Origin of the sequence: Porphyromonas crevioricanis (genome assembly GCF_900167225.1) — a bacterium.
GTDB classification, from domain to species: Bacteria; Bacteroidota; Bacteroidia; order Bacteroidales; family Porphyromonadaceae; genus Porphyromonas; species Porphyromonas crevioricanis.
Window position 1 is genome coordinate 224,709 of the sequence record NZ_FUXH01000001.1, and the last position, 20,380, is coordinate 245,088.

Consider the following 20,380-nt stretch of genomic DNA (forward strand, 5'->3'; position numbering starts at 1 on the left):
TCAAAAGAACTTGCCAAATGGGCAACTTGTCCAAATCCTTAGTCCTTCCGTTACAGTTTGGATAACATTTCTAAATTCTTCCCTCAAGAGCTGAGAGCATACCGCAAGCCGCAGCTATGTCTTCTCCTCGTGATTGACGGATCGTTACGGTATGTCCCTTTCGCTCCAACATCTCTTTGAATTGGATTAGTCTGTCTTCATCGGTGGAGGGCAGGTCGACATTCGGTATTCGGTGGTATCGGATCAAGTTGATCAAGGCCGGCAGTCCCTTGAGGAGAGTGGATAATCTGTTTGCGTGGTTGAGAGTGTCATTGAGTTTGCCAAAGACGATATACTCAAAACTTAATTTTCGTTGCCCTCCAAAGTTGTGCTGTCTTAGCAGTTCTATTGTTCGTTCAATAGGGAAAGCCTTTTCGGTGGGCATTATTTGTGCTCGCTCTTCCGGAATTGCATTGTGAATGCTGATAGCCAAATGACAGTTGCATTCTTTGAGGAATGTCTCCAAGGCCTTTGTCACTCCAATTGTGCTGAGAGTTATTCGTTTGGGACTCCAAGCAATTCCCCAATTAGAAGTCAATATGCTTATGGATTTCATAACAGCCGAAAGGTTGTCAAGCGGTTCGCCCATACCCATGTAGACGATATTGGTTAGCAGTGAAGCTTCTTCTACTGAGAAGATTTGGTTGATAATTTCTGCAGCCGAGAGATGACCACTGAACCCCTGTTTCCCTGTCATGCAGAATAGACAATTCATTTTGCAACCGACTTGAGTGGAAATACAGAGGGTATATCGCCCTTTATCCGGTATCATTACGGATTCTACATATTGTCCCTCCTTGATGCGAAACAGATATTTACGAGTACCATCTGCAGATTGCTGTACGTATTGGGGAGCATATCGTCCTACTGTGTATTCTTGGGATAGTTTCTCTCTATTACTCAAGCTCAAATTAGTCATTTCCTCTATCTGAGAAATTCGTTTTACATAAAGCCAATCGGCTATCTGTTTGGCAGTGAATTTGGGCATTCCTGACCGGATAACGATCTCCTGTAATTCTTGTAGAGAAAGGCCTAAAAGAGGTTTCTTATTCTGCTCCATATGGCTCTTGGTGAGAAAGACTTTGTTGTAACCAATGAAAAGATTGAGATGTATATTCTTTACTTGCTTGCTTTGAGACGAGCTTCCAGCTTGTGCAGCTCATCTCTAAGCCTTGCTGCCTCCAGAAAATCCAGCTCGGCTGCTGCATCGAGCATCTTCTTACGTGTGAGCTCTATCAGATCTTTCAGTTTATCAGAGGTCAGCTTGTCTACTATCGGATCGGTAACTCGTCCTGCTGCGGGCTCTACATAGGCATGAAGCCCTCCCATATCTTTGTCGTCTAAATCTCTGTTATCCAGTATGGATTTGAGGTTCTTGACAACTTGTTTGGGCGTGATACGATTAGCTCGATTGTATGCCATTTGCTTCTCTCTCCTGCGCTCCGTCTCGTCAATGGTGCGCTGCATACTTTCTGTGATTTTATCTGCATAGAAGATTACTCTGCCGTTGATATGTCTTGCAGCACGTCCGGCTGTTTGTGTCAGAGAGCGATGAGAGCGAAGAAAACCTTCTTTGTCTGCGTCAAGTATTGCTACAAGAGAGACTTCCGGCAGATCCAACCCTTCGCGGAGCAGGTTTACCCCGACAAGCACATCGTACACTCCTCTGCGAAGATCTTCCATGATACGTATTCGCTCCAGAGTATCCACATCGCTGTGAATATAGGCTGTGTTGTAGTTGTGTTCGGATAGATAGTCGGACAGCTCTTCTGCCATGCGTTTGGTCAGGGTTGTTACCAATACGCGTTCTTTCCGTTCGATGCAACAGCTTATTTCCTCTTCCAAGTCGTCTATCTGATGCTCTGTGGGACGAACTTCGATGATCGGATCGAGCAGACCAGTGGGTCGAATCACTTGCTCCACCACTATGCCTTCGGATTCTCCCAGCTCATAATCTGCCGGAGTGGCACTGATATAAATTGTCTGATGAGTGAGGGTACAAAACTCTTCAAAGGTCAAAGGCCTGTTGTCCAGAGCTGCCGGAAGACGGAAACCATAGTGTACCAAGTTTTCTTTTCGAGAACGGTCCCCTCCGTACATGGCTCGTACTTGAGGGATCGTCACGTGGCTTTCATCTATCACCATGAGGAAGTCTTTTGGGAAATAGTCGAGTAAGCAAAATGGGCGTTCCCCGGCTTTCCTGCCGTCGAAGTAGCGAGAATAGTTCTCTATTCCCGAACAGTAACCCAGCTCTCGGATCATCTCAAGATCATAGGTTACTCGCTCATACAGACGCTGAGCTTCGAGAGCTTTGCCTTCTTTTTCGAGGAATGCCTTTTGAGTGCCCAAGTCTACGTCTATCAGGCTTACAGCTCTGTCTACCTGCTCTTTGGTTGTGACAAAGAGGTTAGCTGGATGTATTTGCAGACTGCTCATCGGGCCGTATTCCTCTCCACTGATCGGATTGAATGAGGCTATATGCTCTATTTCGTTGTCCCAAAATTCTATTCTATAGGCCATTCCCTCGTATCCCTCAATAGCCGGAAATACGTCTATCGTATCTCCTCGTACACGAAAGTCCCCACTGTTGAATTCTATTTTGTCGTTTGTGTAGTAGCTCTCTACCAGTTGTCTCATCAATATATTTCGAGAGAGCTTCTGACCGATCCTCAGATGAATAACTTTTTCTTCAAAAGCCTTTGGATCGGCCATTCCATACAAACAGCTTACAGAAGATACCACTATCACATCTTGTCTGCCACTCAATAAAGCGGCAGTAGCTTTCAAGCGAAGTTTCTCTATTTCAGCATTGATTGCCATATCCTTCTCTATGTAAGTATCACTTACAGGTATATAGGCTTCCGGTTGGTAATAGTCGTAGTAAGAAACAAAATACTCGACAGCATTGTCGGGGAAGAAGGATTTGAATTCACCATAGAGTTGTGCTGCCAAAGTTTTGTTGTGACTGAGCACTAAGGTTGGTTTATTGATTTGAGCTATTACGTTCGCCACAGTGAATGTTTTGCCCGATCCCGTTACCCCCAGCAAGGTCTGTGCAGCGTCTCCATTCCGCACACCTGCTACTAGTTGAGAGATGGCCTGAGGTTGATCCCCGGTCGGGACAAAAGAAGATTTGAGTTCGAATTTCATTTGTATGTAGGGAGGTGTTTATATGGCATCGACATCGAAGTGTATCTTGCACTTTTTGGAGTCTGGAACGGAGATGGAAAGCTCATTGTAAGCTGCGATAATCGCTTGACGCTCGGCATTTGAGTTCATGAAAGTAGGCCTGCGAAGTATAATTTGCCGGATGTAGTAGCGATCTATACGCTCAATGTCGGGAGTATGGATGTCGGTGATCAGTTCATGTGGAAGGTTTCGATTGATAATGGTTGCAAATTGTCTTGCAACATTGGATACAACAGACCTATCCAAGGCTCTTATAACTACTGTTGTGAGTCTGGTAAAGGGAGGAAATTGACAGGCTTGACGTTCTTGAAGTTGCTCCTCAATGAAAAGCCTGTAATCCCCGAGAGACAAGGCCTCTATAAAAGGGTTTTGAGGATCATTCGTTTGCAATATCATTCTTGTATTTCCCTCCTTTACTCCGAAGGAAGAACGGATAGCAAGTTGATACAGAAGTTGATAGGCTTTTTCGTCTGCTCTAAAGTCTGGAAAGGCTAAAATGCTGTCCAAGTTTATCACTCCAATGAGATCGATATCGTGCCAGATCGGGAGAGCAGCCATCATCTGTGTTCCTACTATAATGTTGACATTGCCAGTTTCTATCTGGTTGAGCAGAGTTTCCAGCCGCTTCTTGCTTTTCGCAATATCGGAGTCTATGCGGAGTATTTGGGCCTGAGGGAACAGCTTCTTTATTTCTTCGGCCACCCTCTCTGTGCCAAAACCATATGGCTGCAACTCTTCTCTATTGGGGTTTCCACAGCTCGGACAAATGTAAGGAAGCAGCTGTTCGTACCCGCAGTAGTGGCAGCAAAGTTTTTCACTCTGTTTGTGGTATGTAAGGCTTACGGAGCAACGAGGGCAACAGAGACTATTGTTGCACTTCTTGCATTTGACATACATTCCGTATCCTCGCCTATTTTGTATCAATACTACGCGCCGCCCTTTTTCCAAGATTGATTTTACAGCAGTTTCAAGTTGTGGAGAGATCGTTTCGTCCGATTGAAGACGTCTTTGACGGTAGAGTGTTTTCATGTTTACCGTTTCTATGTCTATCGGTCTGGGCCGGGGTTGTTCTTCTCCTTGTAGGAGATTTTTCCATTTCCCTATTGACATATTGTATAGCGTCTCAGCAGATGGAGTCTCGGAGGTGATGAGCACCTTTGCCCCTTTCAGTTGTCCTAACATGATAGCGGCATCTCGGGCATGGTATCGAGGTGCCAGGAGTTGTTGTTTATAGGCATATTCTTGTTCCTCATCGATAATGATTAACCCCAGACGTTTCATTGGCAGAAAGAGAGCAGAGCGATTTCCAATCACAACAACTGGTATATCTTGTTGAGCAAGTTGCTGAAAAAGAGTGATACGTTGGCTGGTTGTTTGTCGAGAGGAATAGAGCTGACATCTATCTCCATAACGTAGACAGAGTCTTTCGGTAAGACTGTCAGCCGATGGAGGGTATTGAGATTCAGGACTAAGAAGTAACACTTGTTTGCCCTCTGCATATGTTTGGCTTATCTGCTGCTCCAAAAAAAACTCCTTACGCTTAATACTCTCTTGATAGTGGACAGATACGCCCTCCGGCAGGATTATTTTCTCTTTTGGATTTAGTGGAGAAGTAGGAAAGACCGATCCAACAGTTTTAGTCAGTTTTCTTAGTCTTTCTTTTCGGATCAGAATACCTTTCCTGATCAGAGCTCTCAGGGTAGTAGCTTCATTCGCATTATTGCCACAGAGAAGTCGCAAAGGAATTTCTCCATGAGGGAATATGTCTTGAGAATCTAATAGAGCAATCAGTTTTTGCAATAGCTTTTGTTGTTTTGGTGCTCGGTGCAGGAGGTCTATTTGCTTCATCAGAAGCATTTCATCCTCAGCTAACGAGTCTGCTAAGGCAACCGTTTGTTCGTGTTTCCCTTTTGTTCTAATGTTAAGCTCTTCTTTCAGCTGTATGGCTCCTGATTTTACCAAACGTAAAAAAGAAGGTAGGGCAGGGCGACCGATACTTTTCTGTATTTCGGCTATGGATAAGGATTCTTTCCCTCTTTTGATAATGAGATCTAAGATGTTTAAGTCTGCACAAGGGAGAGGCTCCGAAGCTTCGTATTCAGGGTTTGCGATAACTTCTGTATGACTTTCAGGTAAGAGGGCAGAGGGCAGAGCTGTCCGGAGGACTTCTCCTTCAGTACACAAATAGTATTTGGCTATCCATGTCCAAAAAGCAATGTCATCACTACTGACCAGCGGAACTTCATCCACGACAAAAAGGATCGGCTTGATTTCTTTGACTCCCTCAGGTGGTAGTTGATCGATCCTTATAACAACAGCCGTATAAAAGCGTTTGCTGCCCAAGGGCACTGCTACTCGCATACCTACCTTTATCTTTTCTTCCAAATCCTGTGGTATGGAGTAGTGATAGCTCCCGGGGATAGCCAAAGGGATGAGGACGTTGGCGTACATTGTTCTTTGGCTGATTATAGAATGACTCTTTCCCCCAAAGCTTGGGCGAAGGACGCTTTTGTGTTGTTTAGGTCTTTTAACTCAGAGAGAAGGTCCAGTATTTGCTCGGATTCGTTATTTCGTTGGGCGATTACTATTTCTCGTTGCACTTCGTGAATCCGTTTTATTACAAATGCGTTTTGGAAAATCTGTATCGCTCGCACACACTGATCTGCCAAGCGTTTTTGTTCTTTCAAGGCTTCTGCTTCTTGCTCTTTTTCCATATCCTCATCCGATTTAAGCAGGTCACTCAGTCGATAACGATCGGAAATTAGATCCATAGCCAGGCAGTTGATTTCCTCTTGTGGATGGTGAATGAAGTAGGATTGACTGTTGAAGTCTCTATTTTCACGAGTCTTCATTGCGGCCTCCTCCAGTATTTGTCGGACAAGAGGCGTGGTAAAATCCAAAATTCCATCAGAGGCAAGTTCTTCATAGACAAAAGAAGCCAATACGATGCGATTTGCCGGTTTCCCATCCCTATCCAGAAAGAGGATATCTTCTCCTCCATGCTTTACCACAAGTCTGATAAGCTCCAGTTCTTCCTTTTTGGGAGGTTCTTTTTGTTTTGTCTCTTCCCGAGTTTGGAGAAGGGTTTCTTTTTCATTTGTCGTATTCTCTCTCGGAGTATTGTGAGCGGTGTATTTGCTATTTCTATGTTTCTGGACTTCGATCAGTAGCAGCTCTTCTGATATTTCAAGTTTTTGAGAAGTAGCTTGCACATAGACGGACCGATTGATGGCATCCGGTATTATGGATATGCTGTGCACAATGTCCGAAATGACTTTGGCTCGTTGCATCGGATCACTTCCCGAGTCATGCAACAGAAGATTGGTTTTGAAGCTGATGAAGTCTTGTTCGTTTCTCTGCAAATAGGTTTGAAACTCCTCCGCAGTATGAGATTTGGCGTAAGAGTCTGGGTCTTCCCCCTCCGGAAGCAGTACAACCTTTATGTTCATCCCTTCGGCCAGAAGCAGATCTATTCCTCTTAATGCAGCTTTAATACCTGGTGCATCACCATCGTACAAAACAGTGACGTTCGATGTAAACCTCTGTATTAGACGAATTTGAGGGATTGTAAGAGCTGTGCCGGAGGAGGAGACTACATTCTCAACGCCGGATTGTGTCATTTGGAGCACATCGAGGTAGCCCTCCACCAGATAGCATTTATCCAGCTTTGATATGGCTCGCTTGGCTTGGTGTAAACCATAGAGCTGGTAACTTTTGTCGTATATGATGCTCTGTGGAGAGTTGACATATTTGGCCAGTTTGTCGGACTTTTTGAGAATGCGTCCTCCAAAGCCCACTGGCTTGCCACTGACCGTGTATATCGGGAATATTATGCGCCCTCTGAACCGGTCTGTAAGGAGTTTCCCAGCCTGCGTTTGGGAAGACAGCCCAGTAGTGATCAGAAGTTCGGTTGAGAATCCTTTGTGTATGGCAGTTTCTGAGAAAAGATTCCATTCGTCCGGAGCATACCCCAGGCCGAAACGTTCTATTGTATCCGGTCGGATTCCCCGTTCTTGGAAATAGGACAGACCGATGCGTTTCCCCTCATCACTTTCCAATAGATATTTATGGAAATATTTAGCAGCAAATTCGTTGAGGATAAAAAGACTTTGTCGTTTGTCAGCCTCTCTTTTTTCCTCGTCGGTGAGTTCTCTCTCTTCTATGGGAATGCCATACTTGCGAGCCAGATACTTGAGAGCCTCTGTATAGCTCATTTGCTCCAGCTTCATCAGAAAGTTGATAGGATTTCCTCCCTCTCCGCAAGAAAAGCATTTGCAGAAGTTTTTCCCTGGAGTGACATAAAAAGAAGGGTTGCGATCGGCATGGAAAGGGCATAGTCCCACGTAGCTTGCTCCGCGTTTTCGTAAGGACACGAAGTCGCTCACCACATCTAATATTTGTGCGGCATCTGTGATTTTCTGTATGGTAACAGGATCTATCACGATTATTGCTCTGCTTTCAATTTTTCTATAGCAAGAGAGAGGTCTTCTGCTGTGTCTATGCCTATTGTCTCTTCTTCGGCCTGCAGCACACGTATGCAGTAGCCTGCTTCTAACCAGCGGAGTTGTTCCAAACTCTCCGCTTGCTCTAATGGGCTGACGGGCAGGTCTGTCAGTTCTCTCAGTATATTAGCACGAAAGGCGTACAGCCCTATGTGTTTGAAAAAGACATGAGAACTGGACCACTGTGTCGGGTCTACATTCCTTAGATATGGAATGACCGATCGGCTAAAGTAGATAGCATTACCAAATGAATTGACAATCAACTTTGGGGAGTTGGGATTAGACAGATTCGCAAAGCCACAGTCAGCAGGGAATGGTATAGCAGTAGTAGCTATATCTACCTTGTTGTCCTCAAAAGAAGAGGCCAGTCTTCGTATGAGTTTGGGGTCGATGAAGGGTTCATCTCCCTGCAAGTTGATTACGATATCTGCTTCTTCTCCCAATTTGTCGAGAGCTTCCCGACAGCGGTCCGTGCCAGACTTACAGCTCTCGGATGTGAGTATTGCTGTCCCTCCAAAACTCTCTACTGCGGAGATTATACGCTCGTCATCGGTAGCAACGATTACTCGTTCTACAGCTTTGCTTGCTTGCTCTACAACTCGCTGTATCATGGGCTTCCCAAGCATGTCTATCAGAGGTTTCCCAGGCAATCGAGTCGAAGCATACCGGGCCGGGATGATGGCTATTACCTTATCCATATGTGCAAAGGTACTATCTTTGGGTCACCAAGTTATTAAGTAACCGTCCTTTCTGAATATGAAGAAGACTTTGATCATAGTAGCTCATCCCTCTTTGAGAAAAAAATCAGTTATCAATAGCGCATGGTGTAATGCACTTAGTGGTCATGAATCCATAACAATTAGGGATCTCTATGCCGAATACCCTGACGGGAAGATAAACATTGCAAAAGAACAAGCTCTGGTAGAGGCACATGAGCGCATCATATTTCAGTTCCCCCTATGGTGGTATGCTGCTCCGGCTTTGCTCAAAGTTTGGTTAGACGAGGTTCTTACAGAGGGTTGGGCCTATGGAGCCGGAGGAGATAAAATGTTGCCCAAGGAAATCGGTGCAGCTGTTAGTTGCGGTGGGAAAATAACAGATTTTCAAGAAGGAGCCGCTCAGCGTCATACATTGGCCCACTATCTCGATGTCTTTGATGGTGTGGCTGCTTTCACTCGTTGTAAATACATTGGTTTCCACGCTGTGTATGACACTTACAATCCCGAAACCGTTGCTCATATTGATGAGAATTGCCGTGATTATCTCTCTTTTTTGGAGCGCTGATGTCCCCCCATTATGATATTCTTACCACGTATCTTTTTTTGCTTATACGCTGAGGCGTGGTTGAGACTTGTGTAGAATTTTGCTCATAGCGAATCTAAGATATGAATTCCACCAAAAAGAAGTTTATTTCCAAGCATCCTATTTTGTCTAGCTTGCTGCTCATGCTCGTATTATCTCTTTTGATTGTATTTGTATTGGGTTCGTTCACGGACATTTATACCTCTCATGGACAGGAGAGAGAGGTTCCCATGCTGAAAGGATTGACACAACAGCAAGCTGTCGAAAAGCTTGAGACTCTGGACCTGAAATGTGAGGTTGTTGATTCGGTTCATTTGGGTTATAATCGGAATGTCCTACCGGGTGCCATTGTTGAGAGTGTACCCGAGGCCGGATCAAAGGTGAAACCCGGGCGTATCATATTTCTCACGGTTAATGCCTTTTCTCCCCAAAAGGGGACTATCCCGGACCTCAAAGATTTGTCTTTGAGACAAGCAGTATCTGTCCTGAAGTCTATTGGATTTACCAATGTAAGGCAGAGGTATATTAGTGGAGATTTCTTAGATCTGGTTTCTGCGGTGGAGACAGCAGATGGGCGTGAGATACGCCCGGGAGATCGAATAGCCCTTTCGGATCCTCTTGTATTGGTCGTAATACGAGGAGGTTTTTCTCTTGTTGATTCTCTACAGCCTGAGCTAGAATCTGTTCCCGATTCTATGACCGTTGAGGAGGAAGGACCACGCAAGAACGATCGGGAAGAAAATGAATCTTGGTGGTAATTCATATTCAGATTTGGAGGAATGTTTGTAGAAGAATCTGAAAGAGTCAGTGTTCCGGATTCGGATTTGGATGAAGATCTGGATTGGGATTCCGAGCAACTAGCCGATACATCTACCCCTCTCTACGAGCATTACCGGTTTGTTGCCGACCCAGGACAGACTCCTGTCCGTGCCGACAAATTTTTGTTCGATAGGATAGGGCGTATTTCCCGCAATCGTATACAGTTAGCAGCCGAAGCAGGCTGCGTATTTGCTGGTGATAATCCTATCCGTAGCAGTTATAAGGTAAAGCCAGGGGATGTGCTGACTATCCGGATGGAACGCCCTCGGAATGAACTGGAGATACTTCCGGAAGATATATCTCTGGATATAGTATATGAAGACGATTCGCTTTTGGTGGTAAATAAGGCAGCCGGGATGGTGGTGCATCCGGGACACGGCAATTTTACCGGGACTTTGCTCAATGCCTTGGCTTATTATCTGCGTCATGATAACAATTTCGATCCTACCGATCCCAGGTTAGGCTTAGTACACCGTATAGACAAGGATACATCCGGATTGCTTGTTATTGCCAAAAATCCAGATACCAAAACACATCTGTCGAGGCAGTTTTTCAACAAAACGACACAACGAACTTACCGAGCTCTTGCTTGGGGACGATTTGAGGAGAAAGAGGGAACCATAGAGGGAAATATCGGTCGAGACTTGCGTAACAGAACCGTTATGGCTGTTTATCCCCCGAATTCAGAAGAAGGAAAACCGGCTGTCACACATTATAGTGTGTTGGAGGAAATGGCCTTTGTCAGCTGGATAGAATGTCGTTTGGAAACTGGTCGTACGCATCAGATACGCGCTCACATGAGTCATATAGGACACCCTCTATTTTCAGACGAAAAATATGGCGGTACTTGTATATTGAGAGGGAATAATACACCTAAGTATCGCCAATTCATCAATAATTGTTTCGATATTTGTCCTCGTCAGGCTTTGCATGCCAAGACTTTGGGTTTTGAACATCCGATTACAGGCCAATGGATGAGTTTCGACTCGGAATTACCTACGGATTTAGAAAAACTCCTCTTGCGTTGGCAGGCCTATACACAAACTCTTTTTGATAAATGAAACCTCATGTTATTGCTGTTGTAGCCGGTGGTTACTCCGGGGAGGCAGAAGTATCGCTTCGCTCTGCACAGTCTTTGATGGGCTGGATCGACAGAGATTACTGTAGCCCTTATTTGTTGAAGGTAGACCGGGAAAGCTGGACCGTATTGAATGGTCCTGATGGAGAGCCGGTGGATAAGCCGGTGGATAGAAATCTTTTTGGTTTTGAGGATGCAGACGGCAATTCAATTAAGTTCAAGTATGCGTTCATCACAATACATGGTACTCCCGGAGAGAATGGGCTGCTCCAAGGATATTTGGATATGATGGCTGTGCCATACAATACCGGAGGGGTGCTTACTGAGGCTCTCACTTCGGACAAGTATACTTGCAATAGATATTTATCCACTTTTCCCGATATTCATACAGCGCAGTCTGTCCGAATATCTTGTGAGGAACATCCGTTGGAAATAGAAGACTTGGTTTCCCAATTGGGGCTTCCTCTTTTTGTCAAGCCTAATACGGGGGGGTCGAGTATTGCTACATCTCGTGTAGATAAACTGCAGGATTTGTCGCCGGCTATTGATAAAGCCTTTGAAGAAACACCAGATGTTTTGGTGGAATCATTGCTCTCCGGTACGGAGCTTACTTGTGGCTGCTATATGTCATCCGAGGGTCTGCGGGCTCTTCCTGTGACAGAAGTTGTAAGCAAGAACGAGTTTTTTGACTACGAGGCTAAATATCAGGGAGCGGTGGAAGAAATTACCCCTGCTCGCATATCTCCAGAGCTGACTCTGCATATACAGGATCTTACGAAGAAGATATACAAATATGTTTCGGCGCACGGGATTATACGTGTAGATTACATCGTCTCTCCGGAAGGAGTTCCTTTTTTGTTGGAAGTAAATACAACCCCGGGGATGACCTCTACAAGTTTTATCCCCCAGCAGGTGACAGCTGCCGGTCTTTGTATGAAACAGGTGCTCACTGATATTATATCCCAAGATTTGGGCCGGAAAGAAAATTAAGCATAGGAAGATACTTATGGTAGACTGTAAATTCGATGATATTCGCCCCTTTAGTGATGAAGAGGTCCCTTCAGCAATGGATGGCTTGCTCAAGGATCCTGAGTTTGAAAAATTCCGTTCGGTAGTTTTGTCTGGGTTGTCCTCTGAGGAGTTTTCTTCCTATTGTCGCCAGTTTGTTACGGGCAAAGGCTTTAAGGAAAATGTAGGATACATGGTGGTAAACCATATTGTCGAACAGTCGGCTTTTTCCTTGGATGCTTCTGGGCGCAGTCGATTGAAAGAAGACAAGCCGTTTACCTACATCAGTAATCATCGGGATATCATTCTTGACTCAGCGTTTCTTAATGTTTGCCTGAAAAACATTGGTCATCGTATGTGCCAAATAGCAATTGGAGACAACTTGCTCAAACGGCCTTGGATCAAGACTTTAGTAAAACTCCTGGGGAGTTTTATTGTTAAGCGAAAACCTGATATTAGAGAGATGCTGCACGAGAGCAATAAGCTCTCCTCCTACATCCGAGCTTGTATCACGGAGCTGGATGAGTCTGTTTGGATTGCGCAAAGAGAAGGACGTGCCAAGGATTCAGACGACCGGACCCAGACGGCTCTTCTCAAGATGCTTGCCATGTCCGGCGAAGGTGATTTGCTTGATCGTTTCAGAGAACTAAACATAGTCCCTGTTTCGTTGAGTTACGAATACGATCCCTGCGACTACCTCAAAGCCCGAGAGCTTCAGGCCAAGCGAGATAATCCGCAATATGCCAAGTCTCCCATGGAGGATTTACTCAACATGTCCACCGGATTGAGAGGCTACAAAGGGCGAGTACATATCACATTCGGTTCTCCTTTGAACAATGTTTTGGACGGTGTAAATAAGAGCTTACCCAACAAACAGCAATTGGAAGCTGTAGCCGACTTGATCGATAGAGAAATACATAGGCATTACAGGCTATATCCTGGAAATTATGTTGCCTTGGATTTGTTGCACGGTGATGCGAAATACAGTGCCCATTACAGCGAGGACGAGAAAAGTAGATTTATCGAATACGTATTGCGACAGGTACATAAAATAGTTTTTGAAGACGGAATGGCCAAAGACGAAGCCTTTTTACATCAAGCCATCCTCAGAATGTATGCCAATCCTGTCATCAACCAGTTAGTTAGTCAAGGAGTAGATTGAAGAAACCAGATGGATACTCTTGCACGATATATTGATTAAGATCCGTTATTGTCAAACAAGGGAGGAAAGCAGATACTGTTTCCCTCTCTTTTTTTTGTCCTTGTGTCTCTTCTCTTTTGTATCGACCATTCTCATATTGATAAATGCCGTCATTTTGGGGTAATTGTGGATCATGGAGGACGAAACGGGGCGGAATCTTTTCAGATAGATTGTTTGTTTCGTTCAAGGCTCGCAGAGGATCTAATATCCGGATCATTGATGTGGCTTTGTAATCGTTGTTTTGTTGACCCCAAGGAGCCACTGCCTCTATTTGGGAAAATGACGATTTGTACTTGCACAATAGATTTAACAGAAGATCTTTGTCTGGCTTTCCTGTGCAGCCTTTTATCTCCATGGTATTATTACGTAAGAGATAGTATATCCTACTGTTTCTATTTTGTGATATTACACACCCTCCAACCCCAGCCAGAGATAGATCTTTAGCTACTATTTGTGCTTGTTTTTCATTGTGTAGCACGATTGGCCCTTTGCAAGCAGCATATTTCTTTGAGATTATTTCGGCCACTTGTTCGTGGGAATACTCGTTGGAGAAATGGAGTGTATCTCGGGTAAAAGCGGGCGAATAACTACTACTTTTTTGATAGAAGTCAAAAAGCCAAGGCTCTGCCGGAATGAGGAAGCTGTATATGTCTCCCTTTGCGTACATCATTTGTAAGGCCTCCTGCATCAACTGTGACATAAACCCACGGTTTCGATATTCAGGATGGGTGCAGGCTCCTGATATGTAGGAGGCTTGCATTGGCTCTTTGCTAGAGAAATGTAATTGATATGGAATCATTTGTACGTGGGCAACAGCTTTCTCTCCCTTCTCTTCATACAGCAAAAGAGTATTGTCATCTTTATAAACCTCGCTGAAGTATAGATTGACAAAGACTGCTGGATCATTGAAGCAAATCTCCCAAAGAGATCTGGCCGAAAGACCCTTGTCTGACAGGTGTAGCATACTGGGAAATTATTTCATAACAGAGTTATTCCCTGTTCTTAGTATTGCTGTTTCTTTGCACAATAGGATGTCCGGTTTGTACTGTAGCTTGGCCTTACGAAGGCCTTCGATACCCAAGTCTTCTTCCCTATTTATATAGGTGTACTGCTCTGGGATATGTTTGGCCATTTCGTTGTTGATGATGGCAAATGTACCTGGTATTGAGGCGTCTGCTTTTTCTATAGATACACCAAACGTATCCTTGTTGATTGGCATTCCGAGAGAGAAAGCTACGACCCGACCATCTACTCGTATAGCCCCCCCATATAACCCGATTGCTTCTCGCTGCTCTATGGCTCGTTGTATCATGGTCAGTTCATGCTTAGCCTTGTCGGCTTCAGACTTCGATTCGTTCCAGTCCTGAGCCAATTGTAGGCATTCTTGTTCATTTGCACTATTTATTTCTTCAAAGCTGTAGTCCGGGTATGTGCTCTTAAATCGATTGACAAAGTTTCTTCTTGATTGCAGTTTCTTACCAGCCAGAGTTGCGAGTTTTTCGCGGGTGTAGATATAGTCGCACCAATCTCGATCGGTGAAGAAAGTGAACTGTTCCGGATAAACCTCCTCCAAAAGTTGATGACATCGAGATGTAATACCCATGAGAGTGAGCGGATAATCACCTTTTTCGGCTTCTTCTGCCAACAGTTCGATTACTTCCCTCAATGCTCGAGGGGACTTATCCCTGCCTATAGGGAACAAATACAAGGGGTGGGAGGTATTATGCGTGCGATAGAATCTTATAACTAAGTGTTCGGCTATCACGGCCCAAGAGGTGTGATATAAAAAACCCCACGAGTATAAATTGCAGAAAGATAAATCGCAGATCGAGATATTTGCCTCATTGGTATAGTGCGCAATGATATCCTTGTCTTTGCATTCGATAGGTCTAAATTCCATAGTATAGATTTGTCTCGATTGTTTTCTTGCTTGCTAAACACTTTCTGGATTGAAACACATTTTCTCTAGGGCTTGTTTAGGTTTTTAACTTCAAATTTTTGATAGCATCTTTTAGACTGGAGAATACCATTTATTTCCTTGTGGTTCCATCTTTTTTATTGAGGGGTTTTCTCTGTTCGGATTGAGTGGCTTTTCAGGCTGTATTCGGTGTTTCTAAAAAAGCTACTGAGTAATCTCTTAAAAGCTTTATTGCTTTTGCTCGAAAGCTTAGTTGCTTTTGCGTGAAAGCTTAGTTGCTTTTGCGTGAAAGCTTAGTTGCTTTTGCGTGAAAGCTTAGTTGCTTTTGTCCGAAAGCTTAGTTGCTTTTGTCTGAAAGCTTAGTTGCTTTTGATGCTCTCATCAGGTGCTTTCTAAAAAAATGTGCCAAGCAATCAATCAAAAGCTTAGGAGTTTTTGATGCACTAATTAGAAGTTTCCCAGAAAGGATACTGAGCAATCGAAAAAAAGATACCGAGCGATCTTGCGATCGCCCGGTATCTTTTGGACCACCATTCGGCAACTTCTTTTGCGTGGCACCTAAATGGAGCAGAAACATCCCCCTCAAGCGAATGCTTTATCTCTAATAGTTCTCTTTTAGGAAGAGGTGTTTGTTTGCTTTTCTTTTTTCGAATAATTAGAGGTTAGCCAACGGCCTCCCTGAGAGAGGAAGCCATACCTCACACCTCTAATTGTCCTTTTCCTGTATTAAACCGTATCGGTATGCCTCGAGCAAATCCTTCAAGTCTTTTACCTGCTCAATCAACTCTTTCCCCTTATCGGTATCGCGTACCAAAATGCGGTGAGAGGTATGCTCTCGTACCACACTTACACTCTTTATATCTCTCATGTTCTCCACCGCTTCTCGTTTGCTGGTGAAAGGCTCATGTTGTACCAATTGCAAGCCTTGAGAATTGAATATAAGCGTATATCCGGCGATACCCGTAGATGATTGATAAGCTCGGCTAAAACCTCCATCGATGAGCATCAACTTTCCTCCCGCAAGTAGCGGCTTCTCTCCTTTCTTTGCTTTTACCGGTACGTGCCCATTTACGATGTGTGTGTCAGGGCCTTCCAAGCCAAACTCCTTGAGAATCATTTCACAAACTTCCTGCTCTTGACGGTAGACAAAGTACCACCCCTTTTGCTCATGGTGGGTTGTTTTGTCTTCGATGAAATATCGTTCAAAAGTTGTCATGGCAGATTTATCGAAAAGAGGAGAGTCAGGGCCACACCAGAGGTACCACATATAGTCTAAAGCCTCAAGTTGTTCAGGGCTTCCCGCTTGCCCATTGTGGGCTCTTCGCACCAATTCATCGATTTTGTCGTAGAGAGCCTTACCCTTATACGTCTTTCCCTCAACGGTTACTTCTTTGAGGGTCTTGTCTTCGTTTAGAGGTACGGATGCGTGGTAGAGCAGGGTCATATTGTAGGGCAAATACATAGAGCCTTTGCGGTAGAAACACTCCATGTGTCTATTGAGGCGTTCACTCTCACGGAAGCTCCTCATTAGTTTATTTACCACTATGCTTTCTTCCTCGGTCATTCGGTATGGATCTTTTGGATCTATTGTTGGGAAATGAGTGTCCAGCATTGGGTAAGTTTCTCCAGAGGGTAGGGTAATACTTCCGGATTTGAAATCAATGCGATGCAGTAAGTCTCTATCTGCCATCTTGTATTCTGGATGCCGTACAATCAGTTCGTGTTCGAGCTTGAATTGTATTACAGACATCGCTTTGTGCATTTGGCTGATCAGATAGACGCTTTTTTCATCATACAACTCGTCGGCCCCCGACAATTTGGGTTGAAATACAGCACAGGGATCATTGGCGTAGGTCTCCATGGCAAATCTTGCCAATGGCAGGATATTGATCCCATATCCATTCTCCATCGTGTCAAGGTTGGCATACCTGAGAGCGATACGAACAGTATTGGCCATGCTGGCGGCATTCCCGGCTGCAGCTCCCATCCAAAGCATATCATGGTTTCCCCATTGAATGTCGAATTGGTGATAATTCATCAAAGTGTCCATGATATGCTGAGGGCCAGGGCCTCTATCATATATGTCTCCGACAATGTGTAGGTGATCTACTACTAGACGTTGGATGGTATTGCAAATGGCGATGATGAAGTCTTCAGCCTTACCTATCTGCAATATGGTAGAGAATATACTGCTGAAATAGGCTGACTTCTGAGGGTTAGCTCCATCCTCGTGCAGAAGTTCTTGTATGATATAGCTATACTTGGGTGGCAAGGCTTTTCGCACTTTGGATCTGGTGTATTTCTCTCCTACCTTTCGGCAGAGTTTGACCAATTGATTAAGTGTAACCATGTACCAATCGTCATTGAGAGCTCCTTTTTCGTGCAACTCTGCCAATTTCTCTTGTGGATAATAGATGAGCGTGCATAGCTCACGCTTTTCCTCCTGCCTGATCTGGCCACCAAACAAGTTCTCCACCTTGCGAGCAATGGAGCCACTGGCATTTTTAAGCACATGGTTAAAGGCTTCGTACTCTCCGTGCACATCAGCCAAAAAATGTTCTGTGCCCTTCGGAAGGCTGAGTATTGCTTCCAGATTGATGATCTCAGTAGCTGCTTCTGCTGCTGTTGGAAAGCTTTTAGCAAGCTGATGTAGGAATTTTAGGTCTTTATTTTGCATTTCCTTGATACGGGTTAGGTTTCTGTTACAGCCGAATTAGAACCAAAAGTCTCACAAACCCCTTGGAACAAGCCAAATTCAGCGTGTATCTTAAATATCCGGATAAAACTACGAAAGTTTCCTATTGTTGCCAAAATGAATGTAATGTAAGACTGTTGTAGCAGTTTCATAATTGGTGTGATTTTACGGCAACTCTCAGTATATCGCAGTGAAAACAGACCAACGAATAGTAAAAAGAGTTGCTATTTTCATTCAGAAAGAGTACAAAGAGTTGCCGAATAAGAGCCGTCGAATCCTTTATTGCACACCCAAGAGCATTTGTGTATCTTTGCCCAAGACCAGATAATAACGAACTAAGTCAGAGCCTCATGCCCAACAATGCCGCCAGTCGCACCAAGGAGTTGATGATAGATGTAGCTAGACAGCTCTTTGCCAAGATTGGAATTTCCAATACAACGATGAATGACATAGCCGATAAATCAAAAAAAGGCCGTCGTACCATCTACACGTATTTTAGAAACAAGGCCGACATTCTCACCGCTATAATCCAAAAAGAGCTGGATACTTTGGCTGAAAACCTCAGGGCAGCAAAATCTGCACGTTTGAGGCCGGAGAATAAACTGATACACTTCATTTATATCCATTTGGAGTCCATGAAAGACATTGTAAATCGCAATGGCTCTCTACAAGCGGAGTTTTTCAGTGATATTCACATGGTGGAGCGTACCAGAAGGTCTCTGGATAGAGAAGAACGGGCAATGATCAAGGAAATACTGGATGAAGGGGTAGCCAATGGTCATTTCTCTATTACTAATACTCAGATAGCCGCTTCAATCATCTTGGGCTCGATCAAAGGGCTCGAAGTGCCTTATATTGCGGGGCGTATCAGGAACAAGAATGGAGAGATTTTCGATGAGTTTCGCTGTACAGTGGAGCAAATGCTCCTCAATGGAATTCGTCCGAAGCACCCCAGATCAGCATCATAATGGACAGATAATCAGAAAACATAAATACACGGAATAGTAGTATGAAACTTTTAGAAGGAAAAGTAGCTTTGATCACTGGGGCTGGGCGAGGTATCGGCAAAGCCATAGCACACAAATTTGCGACAGAAGGAGCTTCGGTAATTATTACTGATCTCAATATCGACAATCATGTACAAGATTTTGTTGCTGAGATAGAATCTATGGGCGTGAAAGCCAAAGCTTATGCCTCAAATGCAGCCGACTTCGAGGCTGCACACAAACTTGTGGAAGAGGCTGTGGCAGATTTCGGGCGAATTGATATTTTGGTAAATAATGCTGGTATCACTCGTGATGGCTTGATGATGCGCATGAGCGAACAACAATGGGATATGGTCATCAATGTCAATTTGAAATCGGCCTTCAATCTCACACATGCAGTTACTCCTGTGATGCTTAAACAGCGTTCTGGCAGCATTATCAACATGGCTTCCGTTGTAGGTGTATCGGGGAATGCTGGTCAGGCAAACTATTCAGCCTCTAAGGCCGGTATGATAGGTCTTGCTAAAAGTATAGCCAAGGAGTTAGGTTCCAGAGGCGTGCGTGCCAATGCTATCGCTCCAGGCTTTATTATCACGGATATGACAAACGAATTGAGTGAAGAAGTGCGCAAACAATGGGCCGCACAAATACCTTTGCGTCGAGGAGGTACACCAGAAGATGTGGCTAATGTGGCTACTTTCCTGGCCTCGGATCTGTCGTCCTATGTGACCGGGCAGGTAATTCATGTTTGTGGAGGGATGAACTGCTAAGAAAATTTCTTTGTTTTGTTTTCGAGCCATGGCTGCTCTGCTCTTTGTCAGCGCAGCCGTGGCTCGTGTATGTTGATAGGACTAAAGAGGCTCCAACAACAGGGAAGATCAGTAGGTAGACATTGTGCAAGTTTTCAAAGACCTGTTACAGCCATATATATTCATCAGCAAGTAATGCAAATAGTTTACGAAGACAATCATTTGATTGTGGTATCTAAAGCTGTGGGCGAAATCGTACAAGGCGATAAAACAGGAGATCAGCCTTTGGTAGAGAAGCTCAAAATCTATCTCAAGGAAAAATATCACAAGCCTGGAAACGTCTTTGTTGGCTTGGTACACCGCCTGGATAGACCTGTGGCTGGATTGGTGATTTTTGCTAAGACAAGTAAAGCTCTAAGTCGGATGAATAAACTCGTAAAAGAAGGAGGTGTACGCAAAGCCTATTGGGCTCTGGTGGAAGCAAAACCGACTCAAGTATCCGGAAGATTAGTGAACTACCTGCTCAAGAATGAAAAACAAAACAAAAGCTATGTAGTGGCAAGAAATCACCCTGGAGCCAAAAAGGCGTCGTTATACTATCGTCTGTTGGGGAGTGGTGAGCGATACCATTTGCTGAAGGTGTTGTTGGAGACTGGTCGGCATCACCAAATCCGATGTCAACTTTCTCACATAGGTTGTACGATCAAGGGTGATCTTAAGTATGGAGCTCGCAGATCCAACCCCGATGGAGGAATATCTCTACTAGCACATCAATTGAGCTTTGAACATCCGGTTTCTCATCAGACTATTGATTTAGTAGTTCCTCCAGAACTTATCGATCCTTTATTCACTTCCATTTCCCAGAATACGAGGGGATAAAGCCCTAGATACAGA

Annotated in this window: 17 protein-coding genes; 8 read left to right on the forward strand and 9 right to left on the reverse strand. The window is 44.3% G+C overall.

Features of this window, described 5'->3' with window-relative positions; all coding sequences use genetic code 11:
- Window positions 1-70: 70 nt before the first annotated feature.
- The 5 genes from rlmN to kdsB are packed head-to-tail and all read right to left on the reverse strand — an operon-like array spanning window position 71 to window position 8,428.
- A complete protein-coding gene (gene rlmN / locus B5D48_RS00960; protein ID WP_023937500.1) occupies window positions 71-1,099 on the reverse strand; it encodes a dual-specificity RNA methyltransferase RlmN in 1,029 nt (342 codons plus the stop codon).
- Window positions 1,100-1,158: 59 nt separating this feature from the next.
- Window positions 1,159-3,189, reverse strand: a complete 2,031-nt coding sequence (uvrB, locus tag B5D48_RS00965; RefSeq protein WP_023937498.1) for an excinuclease ABC subunit UvrB — start codon at window positions 3,187-3,189, stop codon at window positions 1,159-1,161.
- Between the two features lie 18 nt (window positions 3,190-3,207).
- Window positions 3,208-5,679 carry a replication restart helicase PriA gene (gene priA, locus B5D48_RS00970; RefSeq protein ID WP_023937496.1) on the reverse strand — a complete coding sequence of 824 codons (2,472 nt, stop codon included), beginning with the start codon at window positions 5,677-5,679 and terminating at the stop codon, window positions 3,208-3,210.
- Window positions 5,680-5,693: 14 nt separating this feature from the next.
- Window positions 5,694-7,670, reverse strand: coding sequence for a DNA primase (gene dnaG, locus B5D48_RS00975; protein WP_023937495.1), 1,977 nt, complete (start codon window positions 7,668-7,670; stop codon window positions 5,694-5,696).
- 2 nt (window positions 7,671-7,672) lie between these two features.
- The gene (gene kdsB, locus B5D48_RS00980) at window positions 7,673-8,428 is read right to left on the reverse strand and encodes a 3-deoxy-manno-octulosonate cytidylyltransferase (protein WP_023937494.1); all 756 of its coding nucleotides are present in this window, start codon (window positions 8,426-8,428) and stop codon (window positions 7,673-7,675) included.
- Window positions 8,429-8,486: 58 nt separating this feature from the next.
- Between kdsB and B5D48_RS00985 the strand changes: the two genes are divergently transcribed.
- From B5D48_RS00985 to B5D48_RS01005, 5 genes are all read left to right on the forward strand, one after another.
- A complete protein-coding gene (locus B5D48_RS00985) occupies window positions 8,487-9,014 on the forward strand; it encodes an NAD(P)H-dependent oxidoreductase (RefSeq protein ID WP_023937493.1) in 528 nt (175 codons plus the stop codon).
- Between the two features lie 101 nt (window positions 9,015-9,115).
- A complete protein-coding gene (locus B5D48_RS00990) occupies window positions 9,116-9,790 on the forward strand; it encodes a PASTA domain-containing protein (protein WP_023937492.1) in 675 nt (224 codons plus the stop codon).
- A 21-nt stretch (window positions 9,791-9,811) separates the two neighbouring features.
- Window positions 9,812-10,912, forward strand: coding sequence for an RluA family pseudouridine synthase (locus B5D48_RS00995; RefSeq protein ID WP_023937490.1), 1,101 nt, complete (start codon window positions 9,812-9,814; stop codon window positions 10,910-10,912).
- Window positions 10,909-11,919 (forward strand): D-alanine--D-alanine ligase, encoded by a 1,011-nt coding sequence (locus B5D48_RS01000; RefSeq protein ID WP_023937488.1) that lies wholly within the window; start codon window positions 10,909-10,911, stop codon window positions 11,917-11,919. The genes B5D48_RS00995 and B5D48_RS01000 overlap by 4 nt, the downstream gene beginning before the upstream one ends.
- A 16-nt stretch (window positions 11,920-11,935) precedes the next feature.
- The gene (locus tag B5D48_RS01005) at window positions 11,936-13,099 is read left to right on the forward strand and encodes a 1-acyl-sn-glycerol-3-phosphate acyltransferase (protein ID WP_023937486.1); all 1,164 of its coding nucleotides are present in this window, start codon (window positions 11,936-11,938) and stop codon (window positions 13,097-13,099) included.
- On the opposite strand, the gene B5D48_RS01010 is transcribed toward B5D48_RS01005, so the two are convergent.
- The 4 genes from B5D48_RS01010 to B5D48_RS09075 form a co-directional block, all read right to left on the reverse strand.
- A complete protein-coding gene (locus B5D48_RS01010; RefSeq protein WP_023937484.1) occupies window positions 13,080-14,102 on the reverse strand; it encodes a GNAT family N-acetyltransferase in 1,023 nt (340 codons plus the stop codon). The genes B5D48_RS01005 and B5D48_RS01010 overlap by 20 nt on opposite strands.
- 9 nt (window positions 14,103-14,111) lie before the next feature.
- A complete protein-coding gene (locus B5D48_RS01015; protein ID WP_023937483.1) occupies window positions 14,112-15,038 on the reverse strand; it encodes a DUF2156 domain-containing protein in 927 nt (308 codons plus the stop codon).
- 724 nt (window positions 15,039-15,762) lie between these two features.
- Complete coding sequence (locus B5D48_RS01025) at window positions 15,763-17,733, reverse strand: fructose-bisphosphatase class III (protein ID WP_023938395.1); 1,971 nt, start codon at window positions 17,731-17,733, stop codon at window positions 15,763-15,765.
- Between the two features lie 14 nt (window positions 17,734-17,747).
- Complete coding sequence (locus B5D48_RS09075) at window positions 17,748-17,903, reverse strand: hypothetical protein (protein WP_023938394.1); 156 nt, start codon at window positions 17,901-17,903, stop codon at window positions 17,748-17,750.
- 198 nt (window positions 17,904-18,101) lie between these two features.
- Here B5D48_RS09075 and B5D48_RS01030 point away from each other — a divergent pair, with 198 nt between their 5' ends.
- The 3 genes from B5D48_RS01030 (at window position 18,102) to B5D48_RS01040 (ending at window position 20,365) form a co-directional block, all read left to right on the forward strand.
- On the forward strand, window positions 18,102-18,719 hold the full coding sequence (locus tag B5D48_RS01030) for a TetR/AcrR family transcriptional regulator (protein WP_023938392.1): 618 nt from the start codon (window positions 18,102-18,104) through the stop codon (window positions 18,717-18,719).
- Window positions 18,720-18,760: 41 nt separating this feature from the next.
- Window positions 18,761-19,507: a 3-oxoacyl-[acyl-carrier-protein] reductase gene (gene fabG / locus B5D48_RS01035; RefSeq protein WP_023938391.1), complete on the forward strand. Its 747-nt coding sequence runs from the start codon at window positions 18,761-18,763 to the stop codon at window positions 19,505-19,507.
- 174 nt (window positions 19,508-19,681) lie between these two features.
- Window positions 19,682-20,365, forward strand: coding sequence for an RluA family pseudouridine synthase (locus B5D48_RS01040; protein ID WP_023938390.1), 684 nt, complete (start codon window positions 19,682-19,684; stop codon window positions 20,363-20,365).
- The last annotated feature ends 15 nt before the right edge of the window (window positions 20,366-20,380 follow it).